Annotated in this window: 20 protein-coding genes, 1 tRNA gene and 1 pseudogene; 14 read left to right on the top strand and 8 right to left on the bottom strand. The window is 68.8% G+C overall.

Going from position 1 to position 21,981, the window contains the following annotated elements:
• Window positions 1-58: 58 nt before the first annotated feature.
• Window positions 59-554, top strand: a pseudogene (locus OG379_RS18725) (site-specific integrase); the annotation flags it as partial.
• A gap of 51 nt (window positions 555-605) precedes the next feature.
• On the opposite strand, the gene OG379_RS18720 reads toward OG379_RS18725, so the two are convergent.
• Window positions 606-679 (bottom strand) — tRNA-Gly (locus tag OG379_RS18720).
• A 476-nt stretch (window positions 680-1,155) separates the two neighbouring features.
• Between OG379_RS18720 and dcd the strand changes: the two genes are divergently transcribed.
• Window positions 1,156-1,731 (top strand): dCTP deaminase, encoded by a 576-nt coding sequence (gene dcd, locus OG379_RS18715; protein ID WP_099173424.1) that lies wholly within the window; start codon window positions 1,156-1,158, stop codon window positions 1,729-1,731.
• A gap of 6 nt (window positions 1,732-1,737) precedes the next feature.
• Window positions 1,738-2,238 carry a phosphoribosyltransferase gene (locus OG379_RS18710; RefSeq protein ID WP_393756185.1) on the top strand — a complete coding sequence of 167 codons (501 nt, stop codon included), beginning with the start codon at window positions 1,738-1,740 and terminating at the stop codon, window positions 2,236-2,238.
• A gap of 70 nt (window positions 2,239-2,308) precedes the next feature.
• Here the strand turns inward: OG379_RS18710 and OG379_RS18705 are convergent, their stop codons facing one another.
• The 3 genes from OG379_RS18705 to OG379_RS18695 all read right to left on the bottom strand — a co-directional run bounded on the left by OG379_RS18705 (window position 2,309) and on the right by OG379_RS18695 (window position 6,538).
• On the bottom strand, window positions 2,309-3,235 hold the full coding sequence (locus OG379_RS18705) for a Yip1 family protein (RefSeq protein WP_393756183.1): 927 nt from the start codon (window positions 3,233-3,235) through the stop codon (window positions 2,309-2,311).
• 199 nt (window positions 3,236-3,434) lie between these two features.
• The gene (locus tag OG379_RS18700) at window positions 3,435-5,702 is read right to left on the bottom strand and encodes a heterodisulfide reductase-related iron-sulfur binding cluster (RefSeq protein ID WP_405664242.1); all 2,268 of its coding nucleotides are present in this window, start codon (window positions 5,700-5,702) and stop codon (window positions 3,435-3,437) included.
• A 92-nt stretch (window positions 5,703-5,794) separates the two neighbouring features.
• Window positions 5,795-6,538 carry a sugar transferase gene (locus tag OG379_RS18695; RefSeq protein ID WP_405664240.1) on the bottom strand — a complete coding sequence of 248 codons (744 nt, stop codon included), beginning with the start codon at window positions 6,536-6,538 and terminating at the stop codon, window positions 5,795-5,797.
• Between the two features lie 294 nt (window positions 6,539-6,832).
• Between OG379_RS18695 and dnaK the strand changes: the two genes are divergently transcribed.
• The 4 genes from dnaK to OG379_RS18675 all read left to right on the top strand — a co-directional run bounded on the left by dnaK (window position 6,833) and on the right by OG379_RS18675 (window position 11,065).
• On the top strand, window positions 6,833-8,683 hold the full coding sequence (gene dnaK / locus OG379_RS18690) for a molecular chaperone DnaK (RefSeq protein WP_393756176.1): 1,851 nt from the start codon (window positions 6,833-6,835) through the stop codon (window positions 8,681-8,683).
• Window positions 8,680-9,330 (top strand): nucleotide exchange factor GrpE, encoded by a 651-nt coding sequence (gene grpE / locus OG379_RS18685; RefSeq protein ID WP_405664237.1) that lies wholly within the window; start codon window positions 8,680-8,682, stop codon window positions 9,328-9,330. Before dnaK ends, grpE begins: the two co-directional genes overlap by 4 nt.
• A 93-nt stretch (window positions 9,331-9,423) precedes the next feature.
• Complete coding sequence (dnaJ, locus tag OG379_RS18680) at window positions 9,424-10,617, top strand: molecular chaperone DnaJ (RefSeq protein WP_405664235.1); 1,194 nt, start codon at window positions 9,424-9,426, stop codon at window positions 10,615-10,617.
• Between the two features lies 1 nt (window position 10,618).
• Window positions 10,619-11,065: a heat shock protein transcriptional repressor HspR gene (locus OG379_RS18675; protein ID WP_014155378.1), complete on the top strand. Its 447-nt coding sequence runs from the start codon at window positions 10,619-10,621 to the stop codon at window positions 11,063-11,065.
• Window positions 11,066-11,094: 29 nt separating this feature from the next.
• On the opposite strand, the gene OG379_RS18670 is transcribed toward OG379_RS18675, so the two are convergent.
• Both OG379_RS18670 and OG379_RS18665 read right to left on the bottom strand, forming a co-directional pair.
• Complete coding sequence (locus OG379_RS18670) at window positions 11,095-12,117, bottom strand: LuxR C-terminal-related transcriptional regulator (protein ID WP_405664233.1); 1,023 nt, start codon at window positions 12,115-12,117, stop codon at window positions 11,095-11,097.
• A 162-nt stretch (window positions 12,118-12,279) separates the two neighbouring features.
• Window positions 12,280-13,125: a helix-turn-helix transcriptional regulator gene (locus OG379_RS18665; RefSeq protein WP_405668573.1), complete on the bottom strand. Its 846-nt coding sequence runs from the start codon at window positions 13,123-13,125 to the stop codon at window positions 12,280-12,282.
• Window positions 13,126-13,412: 287 nt separating this feature from the next.
• On the opposite strand from OG379_RS18665, the gene OG379_RS18660 reads away from it, so the two are divergent.
• On the top strand, window positions 13,413-13,667 hold the full coding sequence (locus tag OG379_RS18660) for a 5'-nucleotidase (RefSeq protein ID WP_405664231.1): 255 nt from the start codon (window positions 13,413-13,415) through the stop codon (window positions 13,665-13,667).
• On the top strand, window positions 13,664-13,984 hold the full coding sequence (locus OG379_RS18655; RefSeq protein ID WP_033296620.1) for a (2Fe-2S)-binding protein: 321 nt from the start codon (window positions 13,664-13,666) through the stop codon (window positions 13,982-13,984). Before OG379_RS18660 ends, OG379_RS18655 begins: the two co-directional genes overlap by 4 nt.
• Window positions 13,985-14,093: 109 nt before the next feature.
• On the opposite strand, the gene OG379_RS18650 is transcribed toward OG379_RS18655, so the two are convergent.
• A complete protein-coding gene (locus tag OG379_RS18650; RefSeq protein WP_405664229.1) occupies window positions 14,094-14,495 on the bottom strand; it encodes a pyridoxamine 5'-phosphate oxidase family protein in 402 nt (133 codons plus the stop codon).
• Between the two features lie 136 nt (window positions 14,496-14,631).
• Between OG379_RS18650 and clpB the strand changes: the two genes are divergently transcribed.
• The 3 genes from clpB (at window position 14,632) to OG379_RS18635 (ending at window position 19,470) form a co-directional block, all read left to right on the top strand.
• A complete protein-coding gene (clpB, locus tag OG379_RS18645; protein ID WP_405668571.1) occupies window positions 14,632-17,238 on the top strand; it encodes an ATP-dependent chaperone ClpB in 2,607 nt (868 codons plus the stop codon).
• 347 nt (window positions 17,239-17,585) lie between these two features.
• Window positions 17,586-18,854 carry an MFS transporter gene (locus OG379_RS18640; RefSeq protein ID WP_405664227.1) on the top strand — a complete coding sequence of 423 codons (1,269 nt, stop codon included), beginning with the start codon at window positions 17,586-17,588 and terminating at the stop codon, window positions 18,852-18,854.
• Window positions 18,855-18,924: 70 nt separating this feature from the next.
• Window positions 18,925-19,470 carry a YbjN domain-containing protein gene (locus OG379_RS18635; protein ID WP_104787131.1) on the top strand — a complete coding sequence of 182 codons (546 nt, stop codon included), beginning with the start codon at window positions 18,925-18,927 and terminating at the stop codon, window positions 19,468-19,470.
• Between the two features lie 78 nt (window positions 19,471-19,548).
• On the opposite strand, the gene OG379_RS18630 is transcribed toward OG379_RS18635, so the two are convergent.
• The gene (locus tag OG379_RS18630; protein WP_405664225.1) at window positions 19,549-20,730 is read right to left on the bottom strand and encodes a pyridoxal phosphate-dependent aminotransferase; all 1,182 of its coding nucleotides are present in this window, start codon (window positions 20,728-20,730) and stop codon (window positions 19,549-19,551) included.
• Between the two features lie 126 nt (window positions 20,731-20,856).
• Here OG379_RS18630 and OG379_RS18625 point away from each other — a divergent pair, with 126 nt between their 5' ends.
• Together OG379_RS18625 and OG379_RS18620 are read left to right on the top strand one after the other, a co-directional pair.
• The gene (locus OG379_RS18625; protein ID WP_393756160.1) at window positions 20,857-21,141 is read left to right on the top strand and encodes a hypothetical protein; all 285 of its coding nucleotides are present in this window, start codon (window positions 20,857-20,859) and stop codon (window positions 21,139-21,141) included.
• Between the two features lie 316 nt (window positions 21,142-21,457).
• Entirely contained in the window at window positions 21,458-21,979 is a 522-nt protein-coding gene (locus OG379_RS18620; RefSeq protein WP_405664223.1) for a DUF2617 family protein, read from the top strand.
• Window positions 21,980-21,981 lie beyond the last annotated feature (2 nt).

Genomic DNA, 21,981 nt, shown 5'->3' with positions numbered 1-21,981 from the left:
TGGGAAGCCGTGAGATTGAGGACGACCTGATCCGGCGCAACCCACCCTGGGCCGGGGGCTGGACGAGCTGACCAGCCGCGTCCGCATGGCGGCGCCCGAGCTGACCGCCGCGCTCCTGGCGACACCAAGTCGGAAGCGGGCAAGCGGGTCGTGGTCCTGCCGGCCTTTCTCCGGACCGACCTCCGGCCTCACCTCGACCGGCATGCGGAGAAGGGGCCGGACTTCTGTTCGCCGGGGAGAAGGGCAAGCCGTTCCGGCGTTCCACCGTCGGGCCGAAATGGCGCACGGCTCGCGCGCTCGTCGGTATGCCGGAGGGCTTTCGCTTCTACGGCCTTCGTCACACGGGCCACACCCTGGCCACTCCGTCCGGGGCCACCCTCAAGGACACGATGGTCCGCGCCGGCCAGTCGTCGGAGAAGGCCGCGTTGATCTATCAGCACTCGGATCTTGAGCGACAGCAGGAAGTCGCGAGCGGGCTGGACGACCTCGTGCGGTCCGCCCGTAAGAAGGCTGATCAGGGGCCTTCTGGTGCGGATCTGGTGCAAGACCCCTGAACTGGTCCAGACAACAAAGAAGCCCCCGGCCGTTGGCCTGGGGCTTTTTCATGGAGCGGGTGACGAGAATCGAACTCGCGCTCTGAGCTTGGGAAGCTCATGTTCTACCATTAAACTACACCCGCGAAGCGCACCGATGATCGGCTGTGCATCGTCCCACACTGTACCCCATCGCAGGCCCCCGGAGTGTTCGCCGTGGGGTCTGTGTGTCGTTCCGGAGGGTGGATGCGGGTGCGGGTGCGGGGAGTTGAGGGCGTAGCGTAGGTGGGCGGAGTGCCGCCTGGAGTGGCGTCCCGTTCATCCCCTAATGTGGCGGTCTCGTCCAAGGCTGGTTGGGGAAGGGACTTGATGGAGTCGATGGAGCGCACCGTCGTCCGCTGTGCCGAAGGGCACGTTTTTGCTACCTCGTCGTTCCCGATGCAGCAGCTCGGGTCCGGGCGGATCGGGCCCGGGCGGCTCATCCGCTGCCCGCGCTGCGCGCGGTTGCGGCAGGCGGTTCCCGTGGTGTTCGAGGAGCGTTAGCGGGCGGAAGAGGTCTGAGGCAGCACGCGCGGGGCGGTCCGGTTGGGGTCGGCTCGCGCGTTCTGCGTATCCTCGGTGCGTGCTTCTCTCAGATAAGGACCTCCGGGCCGAGATCGATGCCGGGCGGGTTCGCATTGACCCGTTCGACGCTTCGATGGTGCAGCCCTCGAGCATCGATGTGCGGCTGGACCGCTACTTCCGGGTGTTCGAGAACCACCGCTATCCGCATATCGATCCCGCCGTCGAGCAGGTGGACCTGACCCGTCAGGTCGAGCCGGACGGTGACGAGGCGTTCATCCTGCACCCCGGGGAGTTCGTCCTGGCGTCGACCTACGAGGTCATCTCGCTCCCCGACGACCTGGCGTCGCGGCTGGAGGGGAAGAGTTCGCTGGGTCGGCTCGGGCTGGTGACGCATTCCACGGCCGGCTTCATCGACCCCGGTTTCTCGGGTCATGTGACCCTGGAGCTGTCGAATCTGGCGACGCTGCCGATAAAGCTCTGGCCGGGAATGAAGATCGGGCAGCTGTGTATGTTCCGGCTGACGTCTTCCTCCGAATTCCCGTACGGTTCCGAGCGTTACGGATCGCGTTATCAGGGCCAGCGAGGGCCGACCGCCTCGCGTTCATTCATGAATTTCCATCGGACACAGGTGTGATACGGCATGGCTGGTGAAGTGCGGGAGAATCTGACGTACGAGGTCTTCGGACGCGCCGTACGTGAGCTGGCCCAGGCGGTGGCCGACGACGGCTACGAGCCCGATGTCGTGCTGAGCATCGCGCGGGGCGGGGTCTTCGTCGCGGGCGGTCTGGCGTACGCCCTGGACTGCAAGAACATTCATCTGGTGAACGTCGAGTTCTACACCGGGGTCGGGACCACCCTGGAAATGCCGGTGATGCTCGCGCCCGTGCCGAACGCCATCGACTTCACACAGAAGAAGGTGCTCATCGCCGACGATGTCGCCGACACCGGAAAGACGCTGAAGCTGGTCCGCGACTTCTGCATCGATCATGTGGCCGAGGTGCGCAGCGCCGTCATCTACGAGAAGCCGCATTCGCTCGTGAAATGCGACTACGTGTGGAAGAAGACCGATCAGTGGATCAACTTCCCGTGGAGCGTCGAGAAGCCCGTCGTGCGTCGTGAGGGCCAGGTCCTCGACTCCTAGGACCTCCGCCTCAGGAAAGACATGGGAAGGGCCCCGGTGCGTCGCACCGGGGCCCTTCCTGCGCGTCGGATCAGATCGTTCCGAGCTTGATGATCGAGAGCAGCGCGATCAGCTGGATCGCGGAGGCGCCCAGCGCCTTCGGCCACGGCAGGTCGTGCGACTTGCTCACCATCGATGTGAACAGTGCTCCGGCGGCCAGCCAGGTGATCCAGCCGAGGATCTGGACCAGGGAGTTCTCGCCGCCGAGGAACAGGGCGAAGACCAGGCGCGGTGCGTCAGTGATCGACATGATGAGCATCGACAGGCCCACGGTCGGCTGCCAGGAGCCCGTGCCGCCCAGCTGGCGGGCCAGGGTGTGCGTGACCGCGCCGAGGACCAGTCCACCGATGACGAAGCCCACGCCCGTGAAGATCACGTACGGAGCGGCCGTGGAGACCTCCGCGTGGATCGCCTCGTCGCGGGCCTGGTCGAAGCCGAAGAGCGCGAGCAGGCCGTAGATGAACGTGACGACGATCGCGGTGCCCCAGACGGGGTAGTCGCGCATCTGCCAGAAGGTCGGGCCCGGCCGCATCACGATGCCGCTCAGCAGCTGCTTCCAGTGCAGCCTGGGCCCCGATGGGTGTGCGGGGGCCTGGCCGGCCTGGTAGGTGTTGCCGTCGCCGTACGGGTCCTCGTCGATGCTGAACGCCTGGGTGTGCCCCGGGGCGTTGGCATACGGGTCCTGCTGCGAGGGCTGTTGGTACGGGTCCCCGAAGTACTCCGGTTCGCCGTGCCCGCCTGCGTGCCCGTGCCCACCCCCGTGTCCGTTGCCGCCGTGCCCGCCGCCGTACGGGGCGCCCTGGGGGCCTCCGTACGGTGCGCCGTTGCCTCCTGCCGGGGGCCACGACTGCCCGCCGTACGGCGGCGGTGATGCCTGCGTGCCGTACGGCTGTTGCTGCTGCGGGTGTTGTTGCGGTGTGCGGTTGTCCCGGCCGCGTCCGATCCTGAATCCAGCCACACATCGAACGTACCTGGTCCGTGTGGGTGCGGTGTGAGGGCCGGGGGAACACGGGCCCTTTGCGGCCTAGCTGTGACATCCCCTAGGGGAACCCCGGGGGGCCCGCGCCACCCGTGGGCGGCCCTCAACACCCCTGGAACGCCGGAGCGGCCGGTCCTGCCCCCGAGGCAGGTCCGGCCGCTTCCGTGGAGGGAGACAGCTACTGGACGGGTTCCGGTTCCGGCTGGTCGGCCGTCTCCGCGTCGCCCGCCGGGTCGGCGGGTGTCTTCACCGACTCGAGGAGCAGCTGGGACACGTCGACGACCTGGACCGACTCCTTGGCCTTGCCGTCGTTCTTCTTGCCGTTGACCGAGTCGGTCAGCATGACGAGGCAGAACGGGCAGGCGGTGGAGACGATGTCCGGGTTGAGGGAGAGGGCTTCGTCGACGCGCTCGTTGTTGATGCGCTTGCCGATCCGCTCCTCCATCCACATCCGGGCTCCGCCGGCGCCGCAGCAGAAGCCGCGCTCCTTGTGGCGGTGCATCTCCTCGTTCCGCAGACCCGGGACCTTCGCGATGATCTCGCGCGGAGGCGTGTAGATCTTGTTGTGACGGCCCAGGTAGCAGGGGTCGTGGTACGTGATCAGACCCTCGACGGGCGTCACCGGGATCAGCTTGCCCTCGTCCACCAGGTGCTGGAGCAGCTGCGTGTGGTGGATGACCTCGTACTCGCCGCCGAGCTGCGGATACTCGTTGGCGATGGTGTTGAAGCAGTGCGGGCAGGTCGCGACGATCTTCTTCGTCGCCTTGGCCTTCTTGGTCGAGTCGTCCTCGTCGTCCTCGCCGAACGCCATGTTCAGCATCGCGACGTTCTCCTGGCCGAGCTGCTGGAACAGCGGCTCGTTGCCCAGGCGGCGGGCGGAGTCACCGGTGCACTTCTCGTCGCCGCCCATGATCGCGAACTTGACGCCCGCGATGTGGAGGAGCTCCGCGAAGGCCTTCGTCGTCTTCTTGGCCCGGTCCTCCAGGGCGCCCGCGCAGCCGACCCAGTACAGGTAGTCGATCTCGCTGAGGTCCTCGACGTCCTTGCCGACGATCGGGACCTCGAAGTCGACCTCCTTGGTCCACTCCACGCGCTGCTTCTTGGCGAGCCCCCAGGGGTTGCCCTTCTTCTCCAGGTTCTTGAGCATCGTGCCCGCCTCGGACGGGAACGCGGACTCGATCATCACCTGGTAGCGGCGCATGTCGACGATGTGGTCGATGTGCTCGATGTCGACCGGGCACTGCTCCACGCACGCACCGCAGGTGGTGCAGGACCACAGCACGTCCGGGTCGATGACGCCGTTCTCCTCGGCGGTGCCGATGAGGGGGCGCTCGGCCTCCGCGAGGGCGGCCGCGGGGACGTCCTTGAGCTGCTCCTCGGTGGCCTTCTCGTTGCCCTCCATGTCCTTGCCGCCGCCGGCCAGCAGATACGGGGCCTTGGCGTGCGCGTGGTCGCGCAGGGACATGATCAGGAGCTTCGGGGAGAGCGGCTTGCCGGTGTTCCAGGCGGGGCACTGCGACTGGCAGCGACCGCACTCGGTGCACGTGGAGAAGTCGAGGATGCCCTTCCAGGAGAACTGCTCGACCTGGGAGACACCGAAGGTGTCGTCCTCGCCCGGGTCCTCCCAGTCGATCTCCTTGCCGCCCGTGGTCATCGGCTGCAGCGCGCCGAGCGCGACCGCGCCGTCGGCGTTCCGCTTGAACCAGATGTTCGGGAAGCCGAGGAAGCGGTGCCAGGCGACACCCATGTTGGTGTTGAGCGAGACCGTGATCATCCAGATCAGCGAGACGCCGATCTTCACCATGGCGGTGAAGTAGATGAGGTTCTGGAGGGTGCCGAGTGCGAGTCCCTTGAAGGCGAGCACGAGCGGGTACGAGACGAAGTACGCGGCCTCGTAGCCCTCGACGTGGTGGATCGCGCCCTCGAGACCGCGCAGGGTCAGGATCGCCAGGCCGATGACGAGGATGACGTACTCGACGAAGTACGCCTGCCAGGCCTTGGAGCCGGCGAAGCGGGACTTGCGGCCGGCCCGCGAGGGCAGGTTCAGCAGTCGGATGGCCATCAGCGTCACGATGCCGAGCACGGTCATGATGCCGATGAACTCGATGTACAGCTCGAACGGCAGCCAGCTGCCGACGATCGGCAGCACCCAGTCGGCCTGGAAGAGCTGTCCGTACGCCTGGAGCAGCGTCGGCGGCAGTGTCAGGAAGCCGATCGCGACGAACCAGTGGGCGAAGCCCACGATCCCCCACCGGTTCATCCGGGTGTGGCCGAGGAATTCCTTGACCAGGGTGATCGTGCGCTGCTTGGGGTTGTCGGTGCGGCTGCCTGCCGGCACCGGCTGTCCGAGACGGACGAACCGGTAGATCTGCGCGACGGCTCGGGCGATGAGCGCAACGCCGACGACAGTCAGCACCAGCGACACGATGATCGCGGCGAGTTGCATTTGGGGGCTCCTCGGGCCTGCGAGGGTGGGATCCAGCGCGTACAAGCGATTACTAAGCAGTAACTTAATCAGTCTGTGCTGACACTATCCACTTATTCCGCCACGCTGTAGCCGGGCAGGCGGTGATCTGTGTCGCTCAGGTGAGCCTTCCCCGGACGTCGCAGTCCGCGGAGCGCCGCACGCAGGGGGATGCGTACGGATTGCGCCAGGATCGCCAGGTCGAGCCCTGTTCCATGATGCTCTGCGTAGTGCGCGTCCAGGAGGGCGGGTTCGTCCCAGGGCATCCCGGAGCGGGCGCGCACCTGGGCCAGCCCGGTCAGGCCGGGCCGGACGCTCTGCCGCCAGTGGCCGGCTGCGGGCCCCAGGAGGACGGCCTCGTCCGGGGTGAGGGGTGCCGGGCCGACCAGGGAGAGGTCTCCCCGTACGACGTGGGGCAGCCGGGAGAGCAGGTCGAGCCGGAGCCGCCGGGTGCGCAGCGAGCGCAGCTCGAACGGGTGGCCGCCCAGGCCCACCCGGATCTCGCGCCTCAGGACGCCGCCCCCGTCGTGGGGTGGCCGGACGGCCAGAGCCGCCGCGGTGAGGAGGAGTGCGGGAGCCGTCAGGAGCAGCAGCACCGAGCCGAGTGTCAGGTCCAGGGACCGTTTGGCCGTCATGGCCGACAGAGGGCCGGTGATCCGGCTGGGGGCCATGGACGTCAGGGCCCCGGTGGCGCGCCGGGCCGCCACGGTTGCGGCGGCGATCCCGGGGAAGGGGCCGGTGGCGGGCCGGGGCGCTCCGGCCCCCGACGGGCCAGGGTGCCGCCTCCTTCGTTCCGCAGTCTGCTTCGCGTTCCGCATGGCACCTGCCCGGAGTCGGTGACGGGACGGTATGACCGTCTCGATGCATTTTGTGACAGAACGATCCCACGGTGCGATGGTGGGTGGAGCGTGTGTGACGTGCCGCGCATCGCGGTGTCGCGGATCGAGGCGACGGCGGCGGGCTTCTTACAGCACCCGAACGCGGAAAACGCCTGTTCAGAGCGGTTGCGAGCACATAAGTTGAGCGTAAGTGGCTCAGGTCCTTTGACTCCGGGGTGGCTGTCATGCATCCTTGAGTCAGATCCACTCAAGTAGTCAGTTGGAGGAATTGAAATGGCACGTGCGGTCGGCATCGACCTGGGCACGACTAACTCCGTCGTCAGCGTTCTCGAAGGCGGCGAGCCCACCGTCATCACCAACGCCGAAGGCGCCAGGACCACGCCGTCCGTCGTCGCCTTCGCGAAGAACGGCGAGGTGCTTGTCGGCGAGGTGGCCAAGCGTCAGGCGGTCACCAACGTCGACAGGACGATCCGTTCGGTCAAGCGCCACATGGGCACTGACTGGAAGATCGAGCTCGACGGCAAGAACTTCAACCCGCAGCAGATGAGCGCCTTCATCCTGCAGAAGCTGAAGCGCGACGCCGAGTCGTACCTGGGCGAGAAGGTCACCGACGCGGTGATCACCGTCCCGGCGTACTTCAACGACTCGGAGCGCCAGGCGACCAAGGAGGCCGGCGAGATCGCGGGCCTGAACGTCCTGCGTATCGTCAACGAGCCGACCGCCGCCGCCCTGGCGTACGGACTCGACAAGGACGACCAGACGATCCTCGTCTTCGACCTCGGTGGCGGCACCTTCGACGTGTCCCTCCTGGAGATCGGCGACGGCGTCGTCGAGGTGAAGGCCACCAACGGTGACAACCACCTCGGTGGTGACGACTGGGACCAGCGGGTCGTCGACTACCTGGTGAAGCAGTTCGCCAACGGGCACGGCGTGGACCTGTCCAAGGACAAGATGGCTCTCCAGCGTCTCCGCGAGGCCGCGGAGAAGGCGAAGATCGAGCTCTCGTCCTCGACCGAGACCACGATCAACCTGCCCTACATCACGGCGTCCGCCGAGGGCCCGCTGCACCTGGACGAGAAGCTCACGCGCTCGCAGTTCCAGCAGCTGACCGCGGACCTCCTGGACCGCTGCAAGAACCCGTTCCACAACGTCATCAAGGACGCGGGCATCCAGCTCTCCGAGATCGACCACGTCGTTCTCGTCGGTGGCTCGACCCGTATGCCGGCCGTCGCCGAGCTCGTCAAGGAGCTCACGGGCGGCCAGGACGCCAACAAGGGTGTGAACCCGGACGAGGTCGTCGCCATCGGCGCCTCGCTCCAGGCCGGTGTCCTCAAGGGTGAGGTCAAGGACGTCCTGCTCCTCGACGTGACCCCGCTGTCCCTCGGCATCGAGACCAAGGGAGGGATCATGACGAAGCTCATCGAGCGCAACACCACGATCCCGACCAAGCGTTCCGAGATCTTCACGACGGCCGAGGACAACCAGCCGTCCGTGCAGATTCAGGTCTACCAGGGCGAGCGCGAGATCGCGGCTTACAACAAGAAGCTCGGGATGTTCGAGCTCACCGGTCTGCCGCCGGCCCCGCGTGGTGTGCCGCAGATCGAGGTCGCCTTCGACATCGACGCCAACGGCATCATGCACGTCGCTGCCAAGGACCTCGGCACCGGCAAGGAGCAGAAGATGACCGTCACCGGTGGCTCCTCGCTGCCGAAGGACGAGGTCAACCGGATGCGCGAAGAGGCCGAGCAGTACGCCGACGAGGACCACCGCCGTCGCGAGGCCGCCGAGTCGCGCAACCAGGGCGAGCAGCTCGTCTACCAGACGGAGAAGTTCCTCAAGGACAACGAGGACAAGGTCCCCGGCGACGTGAAGACGGAGGTGGAGACCGCGCTCACCGAGCTGAAGGAGAAGCTCAAGGGCGAGGACACCGCCGAGATCCGCACCGCCACCGAGAAGGTCGCGGCCGTCTCCCAGAAGCTGGGCCAGGCGATGTACGCCAACGCCTCCGAGGGTGCGACGCCGGGTGCCGAGGCGCCGGGTGACGACCAGGCCAAGGCCGACGACGACGTCGTCGACGCCGAGATCGTGGACGACGAGAAGGACACGAAGGGCGGTGCGGCGTGACCGAGGAGACTCCGGGCTTCGACGAGAAGCCTGACGTCCCCTCCGGCGCCGATGCCGACGACGCCGAGCCGAAGGCCGCCCCCCCCTCCGAGGAGGAGGCGGCGGCCCCGGCCGGGGACGTACAGCAGACAGCGGCTCTGACGGCCCAGCTGGACCAGGTCCGTACGGCGCTCAACGAGCGCACGGGCGACCTCCAGCGGCTCCAGGCCGAGTACCAGAACTACCGCCGCCGGGTCGAGCGTGACCGGGTCACGGTCAAGGAGGTCGCTGCGGCGGGTCTCCTGACCGACCTCCTGCCCGTGCTCGACGACATCGGCCGGGCGAGGGAGCACGGCGAGCTCGTCGGCGGCTTCAAGGCCGTGGCCGAGTCGGTGGAGACGGTCGTCGCGAAGATCGGCCTCCAGCAGTTCGGCAAGGAGGGCGAGCCCTTCGACCCGACGATCCACGAGGCCCTGATGCACTCGTACGCGCCGGACGTCACCGAGACGACCTGCGTGGCGATCCTGCAGCCTGGGTACCGCATCGGGGAGCGCACCATCCGCCCCGCGCGGGTGGCCGTGGCCGAACCGCAGCCGGGCGCCACGCCCGCGGCGGCGAAGGAAGAGAAGGCAGACGACGAGGAGAGCGGTGGCACCGAAGAGGTCTGACATTCCGTCCGACCACAGCGGTGAACACCGACGGGGCGTGCGGCCGGCCACAGGGCCGGCCGCACGGCCGATCGTCCGGAAGGAGGGACGTCGATGAGCACGAAGGACTTCGTCGAGAAGGACTACTACAAGGTTCTCGGCGTCCCCAAGGACGCCACCGACGCCGAGGTCAAGAAGGCGTACCGGAAGCTCGCCCGCGAGTACCACCCGGACGCCAACAAGAGTGACGCGAAGGCCGAGGAGCGCTTCAAGGAGATCTCCGAGGCGAACGACGTCCTCGGTGACCCCAAGAAGCGCAAGGAGTACGACGAGGCGCGCGCCCTCTTCGGCAACGGAGGCTTCCGGGCGGGTCCCGGCGGTGCGGGCGGCAACTTCAACTTCGACCTGGGTGACCTCTTCGGGGGCGCCCCGGGCGGTGGCCAGGGGGCCGGCGCCGGCGGCTTCGGCGGAGGCGGCGGTGGCGGCCTGGGCGATGTCTTCGGCGGCCTGTTCAACCGCGGTGGCGCGGGCACCCGCGTCCAGCCGCGCCGTGGCCAGGACATCGAGTCCGAGGTGACGCTCAGCTTCACCGAGGCGGTCGACGGGGCCACGGTCCCGCTGCGGATGTCCAGCCAGGCGCCCTGCAAGGCGTGTTCGGGCACCGGCGACAAGAACGGCACCCCGAGGGTCTGTCCGACGTGCGTCGGCACCGGCCAGGTGTCGCGGGGCACGGGCGGCGGATTCTCGCTCACCGATCCCTGTGTGGACTGCAAGGGCCGGGGACTCATCGCCCAGGACCCCTGCGAGGTCTGCAAGGGCAGCGGCCGTGCCAAGTCGGCCCGCACGATGCAGGTCAGGATCCCCGCGGGGGTGCTGGACGGCCAGCGGATCCGGCTGCGCGGCAAGGGCAGCCCGGGCGAGCGCGGCGGCCCGGCCGGCGACCTCTACGTCGTCGTCCACGTCGACGCCCACCCGGTCTTCGGCCGCAAGGGCGACAACCTCACCGTCACCGTGCCCGTCACCTTCCCGGAGGCGGCGCTCGGCGGCGAGGTGAAGGTCCCCACGCTCGGCGGGCCTCCGGTCACCCTGAAACTCCCGGCCGGCACGCCCAACGGCCGTACGATGCGGGCCCGGGGCAAGGGCGCCGTACGCAAGGACGGCACCCGCGGCGACCTCCTGGTCACCGTCGAGGTGTCCGTGCCCACGGACCTCGGCGCGGACGCCCAGGACGCGCTGGAGGCCTACCGGAAGTCGACCGCGGGGGAGGACCCGCGGGCGGAGCTGTTCCAGGCTGCGAAGGGAGCTTGAGATGGACGGCCGTCGACGCAATCCGTACCAGCTGACCGACGAATCACCGGTCTACGTGATCTCGATCGCGGCCCAGCTCTCGGGCCTGCACCCGCAGACACTGCGCCAGTACGACCGCCTCGGCCTGGTCTCGCCCGACCGCACGGCCGGGCGCGGCCGGCGCTACTCGGCCCGTGACATCGAACTGCTGCGCACCGTGCAGCAGCTGTCGCAGGACGAGGGCATCAACCTCGCGGGCATCAAGCGCATCATCGAGCTGGAGAACCAGGTCGCCGCGCTCCAGCAGCGCGTCGCCGAGCTCTCGGCGGCGGTGGACGGCGCGGCCGTGGCCATGCAGCAGCGCGAGGCCCAGGTGCACGCCTCCTACCGGCGTGACCTGGTGCCGTACCAGGATGTGCAGCAGACGAGCGCACTGGTGGTCTGGCGGCCGAAGAGGCCGAAGGACTGAACCGGCCGGGAAGGGCCCGCCCCTGAGTCTCACGACTCGGAGGCGGGCCCTTCACGCGTGGCCGTGGCGTCGTCCACGGCACCGGACCGCACGATGCCGGACCGCACGACGAGGACCCCGAGATGGGTCCGGCTGGTGGCGCCCAGCACCTGCATCAGCTTGGCGATGTGTGAGCGGCAGGTGCGGATGCTGATGCCCAGCTGGCGGGCCACCGCGTCGTCGACATGGCCCTCGCTGAGGAGCCGGGCGATGCTCTGCTGGACGGCCGTGACCTGGATCCCCGGGGTGGTCGTGGGGAGTTGCTGGGTGAACGGGGTGGCCTGCGCCCAGAGGACCTCGTAGACCTGGACGAGGTAGCGGACAAGGGCGGGGTGGCGGATCTGCAGCGCCGCACCGCGGTCGGCGGTGGCGGGGATGAAGGCAACCGTGCGGTCGAAGATGAGAAGCCGCTCCACGGTCAGCTCGGTGGTGCGCACCTGGAGGGACTCGGCCGGCACCTGACGGAGGTATTCACGCACCTGGGTGCTGTAGCGGGCTGGGTGCTGGTAGATGTGACGGAGCCCGGCGCCCCGGGCGATGGCGGTCGTGGCGTTGTCCAGGGCCGTCCGCAGGGTGGCATGGGGACGGGTGCTTCCCGGCTGTGCCGTGAGGACCTCGTCCGTGGCCTGGGAGGTGGCCTCCTGGATGGCTGTCCGTATCGCTTCGGGCCCTTCCAGCATGGTGATGGCGAGATGGGGGTCACCGTTGGCTATGACGGACAGGGGCGCCAGGGACCGCGTCAATTCGAGCGTCCGCTCCACGCGCTCGTCTATCTCGCGTGTGAGCGGCTGCAACAGGCGGGCCAGGGCTGCCGACGGCGGGACGGGGCGCAGCCAGTTCTCGTCCCAGGGATCGGCCTGGACCAGCGCCCCGTCGGTGAGGCACGGTGCGGCGCCGAGCTCCGAACGGGCGATCCGCCCCTGGCGCAACGCCCGCTCGTACAGCTCGAGTCCGGGACCGCAGAGTTCTCTCGGCCCGTGGCTGTGCGGCGGTTGCACCGGTTCTGTTCCCATCTGGGAGCCCCCCGTTTTGTGCACTGCAACAAGTTGCCGGTGGCGCAAGCCTAGTGGCCTGGTGGACTGTGGACCTGTTGTGGCCGTGGGGGACCGCCCGGGTACGCGGGCCGTGCCGCTCGTCCTCGGGCGGCGGCCCCTCGCCCGACGGGGCCTCGGCCGTCAGCTCTGCTGGTCCAGGATTCCCGACTGCGAGATGAGGTAGCCGAGCTGGGCCCGACTGCCGCTGCCGAGGGCGGCGTTGAGCTTGGCTATGTGCGCACGGCACGTGCGTACGTTCATGCCGAGCCTCCGGGCTATGGAGTCGTCCACGTGGCCCTCGACCAGCAGTTGGGCGATGGAGCGCTGCACCCCGCTGATCCCGGCGGGAGTGGGGGTGTAGGAGACATCCTCCAGTAGGGGAGTGGCGCGTTGCCAGAGTTGCTCGAAGACGTTGATCAGGTAGGAGACGAGGCCCGGGTGCCGGAGTTCGAGCGCGACCGTCAGGTCGTCCTGAGCGGGAATGAAGGCGACCGCGCGGTCGAAGATGAGCATGCGCTGCACGAGCTCCTCGAGCGTACGTATCTCCACGCCCTCGGCGAGCCGCTCCGCGTACGCGAACGTCCCGTGATGATGGCGGACCGTGTGCTGGTAGAGGGTGCGGATGCTGACGCCGCGGTTCACCACGGCTCGTCCCCGCTCCAGCCCCTTGCTGAGGATGTCCTCGCTCCGGACCCCTCCGGGCTGCACGGTGAGCACTTCGCTGCGGCACTCCGCCGTGGCCACGTCGATGGCCGCGTTGATGCGGGTGCCGCCTTCGAGCACGGTGATTGCGTGCGTCGTGGGCGGATCCTGGGCGCTGATGTCCATGAAAGGTTCGAACGACTCGGTGAGTTCCAGGGAATGGCGTCTGCGCTCCTGGATCTCCCTCTCGATGGGGTGCAGCCGCTGGGCGAGGGCCGCCGAAGGCGGCACGGGGCGTAGCCAGTCGGCATCGTCCGGGTCGGGGTGGAGCAGGGCGAAGTCCATCAGGCACGGAGCCGGCTCCACCTCGGAACGCGGTATGCGGCCGGACCGCAGCGCGCTTGCGTAGAGGCGCTGCCCCGCATCGCATAGTTGGGTGATCCCGTGCCGATGCGCCCCATTTGAGTCGCATGTATCCATATCTCCACCCCCCATGTTCCTGAACGTGCAAGAACATGATGCATCGATCCAGTGGTGCTTGCGTGTCCGCGTGAGACATCGTCTTGAGAGCGGGGGAGATGAATCCATCAAGTGAGGACGAAGCCGAAATGTCTAAGCGAATGCTTCGCTCGGTGCTTGCCACAGCTTTCGTGGGGGCCCTGGCCTACGGTACGTCGGGTGCCCACGACATCACCTGGGGGGCTGTGCAGGCCGAGCAGGCGTCGGCCGTGCCCGGCGACATCACATGGGGTGCGGCTGCGGGTGACATCACGTGGGGTGCGGCTCCTGCCGACATCACGTGGGGTGCGAACTCGGGTGACATCACATGGGGGGTCGCTCCGGGTGACATCACGTGGGGTGTGGCTCCGACCGGCACCGCGGCATGACCACCCCACCGGACGACCGCACCTTCCGGCGGGAGATGGCCACGGCGTATCGCTCAGGGTGGCATTTCATCGATCTGCTCACGGCACTTACCCGCCAGGGCGATTCGTTGATGGTCACCCTGTTCGGAGAGCCGATTGTCGTCGTGATGGAAACGGATGACGATATCCGCGCCTATCGCTGTCTTCGCCGGCCGCGCGGAGCACCGCAACCGGTTCGCTGTGCCGTGAGGTACGGCATGATTTTCGTAAATCTCGATCAGCGCGACCATGAACTGTTCGAGCAAGAAGCCATTTCCGCCACCCCCCGCAGTGCCTGAACGATTCCCCCGTCGTTCCATATCGTTCCGGCACTTCCCCCACACAGCGGCGCCATCGTGACCTGAACACGATGGCGCCGTTGTGCTGCCCGGAATCAATTCGGCATTCCTAGGCGTTTCCGAGCGCCCTGTCGACGGCGATCTCGATGACGACCCGCTCCGGGTTGTGCCGCGGGGTGCGCTCGTAGCGCTCCGCGTAGCGGCGTACCGCGTCCTGGACCTCCTCGGGCTCCGTGCGGACCACTGCCCGGCCCTCCAGGGTCGCCCAGCGGCGCCCCTCCATCTGGCAGACCGCGACCCGCGCGCCCCCGGGGCCCGCTGCCCGGACGTGGGCGGCCTTTCTTGTGTTCCCGCCGGTGATGACGCGGGCCAGTCGCGTCTCCGGGTCGTAGGTCACCCCCACGGGCACCACATGCGGTGTGCCGTCCGGGCGAAGCGTGGTCAGGGTGCACACATGGCGTTCCCGCCAGAAGGCGAGGTATCCGGGGCCGGGGTTGCTTACGTCAGGCATGGGGTCAGCCTAGAGAAGGGGTATACGGCCGGGCAGGGGAGGCGCGTATCGGCCTTGAGTGGAATAGACTCAACTTTGTACCCGTTGTTCGAGTCATAGTTCCGTGAAGCACCAGCACGAGGAGGAGACAGCGCCCGTGGACGCCGAGCTGACCAACAAGAGCCGGGACGCCCTGAACGCGGCCACCAGCAGGGCCGTCAAGGACGGTCATCCCGATCTGACCCCCGGGCACCTGCTGCTTGCGCTGCTCGCGGGCGAGGACAACGCGAACATCACCGACCTGCTGGCCGCCGTCGAGGCCGACCAGGTGGTCGTACGCGAGGCGACCGAGCGGCTCCTGGGCTCGCTGCCCAGTGTGACCGGTTCGACCGTCGCACCGCCGCAGCCGAGCCGCGACATGCTCGCCGTCATCGCCGACGCCGACCAGCGCGCCAAGGAGCTCGGCGACGACTATCTCTCCACCGAGCACCTGCTGATCGCCCTCGCGGCGAAGGGCGGCCGCGCCGGTGAGATCCTCGACGGGCAGGGAGCCAGTGCGAAGAGGCTGCTGGACGCATTCGAGAAGAGCAGGGGAGGGCGCCGGGTGACCACTCCCGACCCCGAGGGCCAGTACAAGGCGCTGGAGAAGTTCGGTACGGACTTCACGGCCGCCGCCCGCGAGGGCAAGCTCGACCCGGTCATCGGCCGTGACCAGGAGATCCGCCGCGTCGTGCAGGTGCTGTCGCGTCGCACGAAGAACAACCCGGTGCTCATCGGCGAGCCCGGCGTCGGCAAGACGGCCGTCGTCGAGGGCCTCGCCCAGCGCATCGTCAAGGGTGACGTACCCGAGTCCCTGCGGAACAAGCGGCTCGTGTCCCTGGACCTCGGTGCGATGGTCGCGGGCGCCAAGTACCGCGGCGAGTTCGAGGAACGCCTCAAGACCGTCCTCTCCGAGATCAAGGAGAGCGACGGGCAGATCATCACCTTCATCGACGAGCTGCACACCGTCGTCGGCGCGGGCGCCGGCGGCGACTCCGCGATGGACGCGGGCAACATGCTCAAGCCGATGCTCGCCCGTGGTGAGCTCCGCATGGTCGGCGCCACCACGCTGGACGAATACCGCGAGCGCATCGAGAAGGACCCCGCCCTGGAGCGCCGCTTCCAGCAGGTCCTGGTCGCCGAGCCGTCCGTCGAGGACACCATCGCCATCCTCCGTGGCCTCAAGGGCCGCTACGAGGCGCACCACAAGGTCCAGATCGCCGACTCCTCGCTGGTGGCCGCCGCGACGCTCTCGGACCGCTACATCACCTCCCGGTTCCTCCCCGACAAGGCCATCGACCTCGTCGACGAGGCGGCCTCCCGGCTCCGTATGGAGATCGACTCCTCGCCCCTGGAGATCGACGAGCTCCAGCGGTCCGTCGACCGTCTGCACATGGAGGAGCTGGCGCTCAAGAACGAGAGCGACGAGGGCTCCAAGCAGCGCCTGGAGAAGATCCGCCGCGACCTCGCCGACAAGGAGGAGGAGCTGCGCGGCCTCACCGCCCGCTGGGAGAAGGAGAAGCAGGGCCTGAACCGCGTCGGTGAGCTCAAGGAGCGCCTCGACGAGCTGCGCGGCCAGGCCGAACGCGCCCAGCGCGACGGTGACTTCGACACCGCCTCCAAGCTGCTGTACGGGGAGATCCCCGGCCTGGAGCGGGAGCTGGCCGAGGCCGACGAGGCCGAGCAGGAGGCCGCCCAGGACAAGGACACCATGGTCAAGGAGGAGGTCGGCCCGGACGACATCGCCGACGTCGTCGGAGCCTGGACCGGGATCCCGGCCGGACGCCTCCTGGAGGGTGAGACCCAGAAGCTGCTGCGGATGGAGTCGGAGCTGGGCAGGCGGCTGATCGGCCAGACCGAGGCCGTGCGCTCCGTGTCGGACGCCGTGCGCCGTACGCGCGCGGGGATCGCCGACCCCGACCGGCCCACGGGTTCGTTCCTCTTCCTCGGCCCGACCGGGGTCGGCAAGACGGAGCTGGCCAAGGCGCTCGCGGACTTCCTGTTCGACGACGAGCGGGCCATGATCCGCATCGACATGAGCGAGTACAGCGAGAAGCACAGCGTCGCCAGGCTCGTCGGGGCCCCGCCCGGCTACGTCGGCTACGAGGAGGGCGGCCAGCTCACGGAGGCGGTCCGCCGCCGCCCGTACAGCGTCGTGCTGCTGGACGAGGTCGAGAAGGCCCACCCCGAGGTCTTCGACATCCTGCTCCAGGTGCTCGACGACGGCCGGCTCACCGACGGGCAGGGCAGGACGGTGGACTTCCGCAACACCATTCTGATCCTCACGTCGAACCTGGGCAGCCAGTTCCTCATCGATCCCCTGATCGAGCCCGAGGTGAAGAAGGAGCAGGTCCTGGAGGTCGTACGGGCCTCGTTCAAGCCGGAGTTCCTCAACCGGCTCGACGACCTGGTCGTCTTCTCCGCCCTGTCCGGTGACGAGCTGGCGCACATCGCGGGGCTTCAGGTGGCCCGTCTCGCCGGCCGGCTGGCCGACCGCCGGATCCACCTCGACGTCACCCCGGACGCCCTGGCCTGGCTGGCCGTGGAGGGCAACGACCCGGCGTACGGCGCCCGGCCGCTGCGCCGGCTCATCCAGACCGCGATCGGCGACCGGCTCGCGAAGGAGATCCTGGCGGGCGAGGTCAAGGACGGCGACACGGTCCGGGTGGACCGGGCCGGTGACGGACTGATCGTGGGCACCACGACCGCGGCGAAGACGCTGTAGGCGGTAGCCGGTGACCTGTGTCCCCGGCCGGAGGACCTCGTGTCCCCGGCCGGGGACACACGTGTGTACGGCCCGTGTCCGCATTGATGTGTGCATCCGGCACGCATCATCGGTGGAACCGCCCACTAAATTGAGCCGAAAATTTGTATTCCGTGGCTGAATGGGGGACGCGATACGCTCCGGACCTCGCTTTTTGTACCGCGGCGATACATATCTGTGCGCTCGGGTGGAACCGGCGGGCCGACTGTGCGGGTGATCGTGTTCCGCGCAATATCAGGACACTCCGGGCCCCATTACTTTGCGGCGGGGGTGGACGGTCCGAATTCCGAAGCCGGTAAGGTACGCGCATGACGGAGCGGATACCCGGTGAGCAGAGTGCGGAGCCGAAGGATTGCAAAAGTGACAGCCTCATCCGCCTGAGCGAATTTCGTACGCTGTGGGCGGCTTTTGCACAGTCGGTGCTGGGTGACCAGCTGGCGCGGGTGGCGTTGTCGCTGCTGGTGTTCGAACGCACCGAGTCGGCCGGCTGGACCGCGGCGACCTACGCCCTGACGAGTCTGCCCGCGCTGCTGTCCGGGGTGCTCCTCGCCGGTCTCGCCGACCGTTTCCCCCGGCGCACGGTCATGATCAGCTGCGATCTGGTGCGCGCCGTCCTCGTCGGACTCATGGCCCTGCCCGGTACGCCCTTGCCGCTGCTGGCAGGGCTCCTGGTGCTGGCCCAGCTCGCCGAGGCGCCTTTCGGGGCGTCGCAGGGCGCCCTCATGCCGGCCGTCCTGGGCGAGCGCCTGTACGAGCGGGGGCAGCGGGTCATGCTGATCACCCACCAGGCCGGACAGCTGGTCGGCTTCGCCGTCGGCGGGGTGCTCGTCGTCTGGCTGGGCAGCCACGTCTCCCTCGGGCTGAACGCGGTGACGTTCCTGATCTCCGCGGCCCTGATCAGACTGGGCGTGAAGGCGAGGCCGGTGGACAAGGAAGCCGACGCCCCGCCGAAGCGGATGCACACCCAGGTGGGGAAGGCCGCCGCACTGATCTGGTCGGACCCCCGGCTGCGGTCGCTGGTCGCGCTCGGCTGGCTGGCCGGGTTCATCGTGCTGCCGGAGGGCCTGGCCGCTCCCTTCGCCGAGGAGGCCGGCGCCGGCGCCGCGTCGGTGGGGCTCCTGCTCGCCGCGCATCCCACCGGCATGGTCCTGGGCGCGGCGTTCCTGGGGCGGGCGGGATTCGACGTGGAGCGGCGCCGCCGGCTGCTCGGGCCGCTGGCGGTGGGCGCGAACCTTCCGCTGGTCGTCTACTGGGCGGGCCCCGGTGTGGGCGTTGCCCTGCTGGTCCTGCTGGTGTCCGGCCTCTGTTCCGCCTACCAGATCACCGCGGGTGCGACCTTCGTGCTGCTCACCCCTGCCGATCAGCGCGGTCAGGCACTGGGCCTGGCCAGGTCGGGGCTGACCGCCATGCAGGGGATCGGCGTCGCGGCGGGCGGCCTGGCCGCGGAGCTGTCCGGGTCCTCGGCGCGGACGATCGGAGGGGCGGGTCTCGTCGGCACGCTCTGCGCGGTCCTGGTCGCGGTTTCCTGGTCGCGTGCCAGGGGAACGAGCGCGGGGACGATTCCCCTGAGCGCATAGGACCACCGGCCGCGATGGCGGCTAGGGTCGAAGCCAGGAAACCACGTGCGATCCACAGGAGTACCCAGCGATGTCTATCGACCCGTCCTCGATCCCTAACTTCGGGGGCCAGCCCGAACCCCAGACGTCAGGCCCCGAGGGCCCCGTGGTCCCCGACCAGGACCTCGTCAAGCAGCTCCTCGAGCAGATGGAGCTGAAGTTCGTCGTCGACGACGAGGGCGACCTCGCCGCGCCGTGGGAAGACTTCCGGACGTACTTCATGTTCCGCGGCGAGGAGGAGCAGCAGGTCTTCTCCGTCCGGACCTTCTACGACCGCCCCCACGCCCTGGACCAGCGGCCCGTTCTCCTCGACGCGATCGACGACTGGAACCGCCGCACCCTGTGGCCCAAGGTCTACACGCACGCCCACGAGGGCGAGGAGGGCACCGCCGCCTCCGTGCGGCTGGTCGGTGAGGCGCAGATGCTCATCGGCACCGGTGTCAGCCTGGAGCACTTCGTCTCCTCGACGGTCAGCTGGGTGCGGGCCTCGATCGAGTTCGACAAGTGGCTCGTGGAGCGTCTCGGCCTGGAGCCCGCCGAGAAGAAGGACGAGGGCGAGGAGCCCACGGAGGCCTGAGCCGGCCGGACCGCGGAGGCCCGGTCCGGAGCGCGGCCCACACGGCCGGCGCCCGGACCGGGCCTCCGTCGTGGGCGGTCAGGAGGCCCGGAGGCTCTTCAGCCGGGTGACCGCCTCGGTGAGCACGTCCGTGCGCTTGCAGAACGCGAAGCGTACGAAGGGGGCGCCCTGCTCGCGGTGGTCGTAGAAGACCGCGTTCGGCACGGCGACGACACCGCAGCGTCCGGGGAGCGCACGGCAGAAGGCGAAGCCGTCACCCCCGTCGCCGAGCGGGCGGATGTCGGCGCTGACGAAGTACGTTCCGGCGGGCTTGTAGACCTCGAAGCCGGCCTCGGCGAGGCCCCCGGCGAGCAGGTCGCGCTTGGCACGCAGGTCGGTGCGGAGCCCGTCGAAATAGCTGTCGGGCAGCCGCAGGGCCTCGGCGACGGCGTACTGGAAGGGGCCGCCGGAGACGAACGTCAGGAACTGCTTGGCGGAGCGGACCGCGGTGACCAGTTCCGGGCTCGCGGTGATCCAGCCGATCTTCCAGCCCGTCAGCGAGAACGTCTTGCCCGCGCTGCTGATGCTGACCGTGCGCTCCCGCATGCCGGGGAAGGACGCGAGGGGGATGTGCTCGCCCTCGAAGACGAGGTGCTCGTAGACCTCGTCGGTGACGACCAGGAGGTCCCGCTCGCACGCGAGTGCGGCGACGGCCGCGAGTTCGTCACGGGTCAGGACGGTGCCGGTCGGGTTGTGCGGGGTGTTGAGCAGGATCAGCCGGGTGCGGGGCGTGACGGCCGCGCGCAGCTCGTCGAGGTCGAGCCGGTAGGCACCCTCGTGGGGCCTGAGCGTGACGGGGACGCGGGTACCGCCTGCCATGGCGATGCAGGCGGCGTACGAGTCGTAGTACGGCTCCAGGGCGATGACCTCGTCGCCGGGCTCCAGGAGGGCCAGCAGGGAGGCGGCCACCGCCTCCGTGGCGCCCGTGGTGACCAGGACCTCGGCATCGGGGTCGTACTCCAGTCCGTAGTACCGCAGCTGGTGCTCCGCGACAGCGGAACGCAGCTCGGGGATGCCGGGGCCCGGTGGGTACTGGTTGCCGTGGCCGGCGCGCAGGGCGCGGACGGCGGCCTCGCGGATCTCCTCGGGGCCGTCGGTGTCGGGGAAGCCCTGGCCGAGGTTGATCGCCCCGGTCTGTGCGGCCAGCGCCGACATCTCCGCGAAGATCGTCGTGCCGAACTCGGTGAGGCGGCGGTTGAGCAGCGGTCGTCCCTGTGTCATGGGCGCCATCCTGTGCCGAAGCTCTGGAGTTGCTCAAGTCTGCTTTGGCCGCGGCGGGGCGTGGGAATCCAACGGGCAGTCGAGAAGCGGGGACCTCGCTTCGGGGGACAGAAGGATGTGAGGTCGATGGAGTCGTTCTTCTTCATCGTTTTCCTGGTGATCGTGGTGGTGGGCATCGCCGCCCTCGCCTCGGGATCCGGTGGCCGCGGGAGGGCGCCGTCGTCGCGCGCCGGGCGCAGTGGGCGCCGCAGCTCGGACAGCGGCTCCGGAGGGAGCTCGGGCAGCTGGTGGGCCGGGGACTCCGGCGGCGGTGACTCCGGCGGCGGTGACTCAGGCGGGCATTCGTGCGGGGGCGGCAGCAGCTGCGGCGGTGGGGGTGGCGGAGGCTGCGGCGGTGGCGGCGGCAACTGACTGAGACGGGATCGCCCGTCCCGTACGGGGGGCGGTGCGGGTGCGCCTGAGGTGTCCGGTGGGAACGAACTCCCGCCGGACACCTTTTTGTTGGGCGTGCGGGAACAGGTGAACCGTCCTGCCCCCTGAGGGATGGAAACCACGGCAAGTTGGGTAAAAACGCTGTGAGTGCGACGTACTTCGTGATTGCATCGTTGTAGAGAACATTCAGCCCCCGGAACCCAGTTGGGCCGGATCGGGCTCCTCCTCCCCCGCGTGCGCCGGCACGGGGGTACCTCCTGTCCATGTGTCCCTGTGCGTTTTGCGGAGCCGATCCATGCTCACAACCCTCCAGACCGCCTACTCCGATACCCGAGCCGCCGATCTGGCATGGACGCTCGGGCGGGAACCGCTGCCCGCCCTCGCCGTACTCGACCTCCAACTAGCGGGAGCGAAGGTGCAGTTGAGGCTGCTCGGCGCCTCTCATCAGGTGCTGCTGGAGGAGGAGCGCCGTACGTGCTCCGAGACCGTGGCCTGTCTGCCGGGCAGCAGCACGCCGCTGCCGCTGGGTGTCGCCGAGAGCCTGGGTGACTGGGACTACGAATTCGCGGCGCGCGTCGAGACGCTCTCGGAGGGCTCGTTCGCGGGGCGTGCGCAGGAGCTGCTCGCGCTGGTGACCGACCATCCGCACGGACTGGCGGGGACGTTTCCCGGCAGCCCCTACGCCTTCACCGCGATGCTCGCGCAGCGGACGGAGGGCCAGGTGCGCTGGCGGACCTGGCACGCGTATCCCCAGGAGGGGCAGCTGGTGGTCACCCGGTCGCGGGTGGGGGTGCGGGTGCCGGCAGCGGTGTCGTGAAG

The organism is Streptomyces sp. NBC_01166 (assembly GCF_045039765.1).
Lineage (GTDB): Bacteria > Actinomycetota > Actinomycetes > Streptomycetales > Streptomycetaceae > Streptomyces.
The sequence above is the reverse complement of the archived record's forward strand: the minus strand, read 5'-3'. Positions and strand labels throughout refer to the sequence as shown.

Coding starts and splice junctions, on each gene's coding strand:
- OG379_RS18710 (WP_393756185.1), top strand. CDS start 1,738: ATGGCTGGTGAAGTGCGGGAGAATCTGACGTACGAGGTCTTCGGACGC.
- OG379_RS18700 (WP_405664242.1), bottom strand. CDS start 5,702: ATGCAACTCGCCGCGATCATCGTGTCGCTGGTGCTGACTGTCGTCGGC.
- OG379_RS18695 (WP_405664240.1), bottom strand. CDS start 6,538: ATGCGGAACGCGAAGCAGACTGCGGAACGAAGGAGGCGGCACCCTGGC.
- dnaK (WP_393756176.1), top strand. CDS start 6,833: ATGGCACGTGCGGTCGGCATCGACCTGGGCACGACTAACTCCGTCGTC.
- dnaJ (WP_405664235.1), top strand. CDS start 9,424: ATGAGCACGAAGGACTTCGTCGAGAAGGACTACTACAAGGTTCTCGGC.
- OG379_RS18675 (WP_014155378.1), top strand. CDS start 10,619: ATGGACGGCCGTCGACGCAATCCGTACCAGCTGACCGACGAATCACCG.
- OG379_RS18670 (WP_405664233.1), bottom strand. CDS start 12,117: ATGGGAACAGAACCGGTGCAACCGCCGCACAGCCACGGGCCGAGAGAA.
- OG379_RS18665 (WP_405668573.1), bottom strand. CDS start 13,125: ATGGACTTCGCCCTGCTCCACCCCGACCCGGACGATGCCGACTGGCTA.
- OG379_RS18655 (WP_033296620.1), top strand. CDS start 13,664: ATGACCACCCCACCGGACGACCGCACCTTCCGGCGGGAGATGGCCACG.
- OG379_RS18650 (WP_405664229.1), bottom strand. CDS start 14,495: ATGCCTGACGTAAGCAACCCCGGCCCCGGATACCTCGCCTTCTGGCGG.
- OG379_RS18640 (WP_405664227.1), top strand. CDS start 17,586: ATGACGGAGCGGATACCCGGTGAGCAGAGTGCGGAGCCGAAGGATTGC.
- OG379_RS18635 (WP_104787131.1), top strand. CDS start 18,925: ATGTCTATCGACCCGTCCTCGATCCCTAACTTCGGGGGCCAGCCCGAA.
- OG379_RS18630 (WP_405664225.1), bottom strand. CDS start 20,730: ATGACACAGGGACGACCGCTGCTCAACCGCCGCCTCACCGAGTTCGGC.
- OG379_RS18625 (WP_393756160.1), top strand. CDS start 20,857: ATGGAGTCGTTCTTCTTCATCGTTTTCCTGGTGATCGTGGTGGTGGGC.
- OG379_RS18620 (WP_405664223.1), top strand. CDS start 21,458: ATGCTCACAACCCTCCAGACCGCCTACTCCGATACCCGAGCCGCCGAT.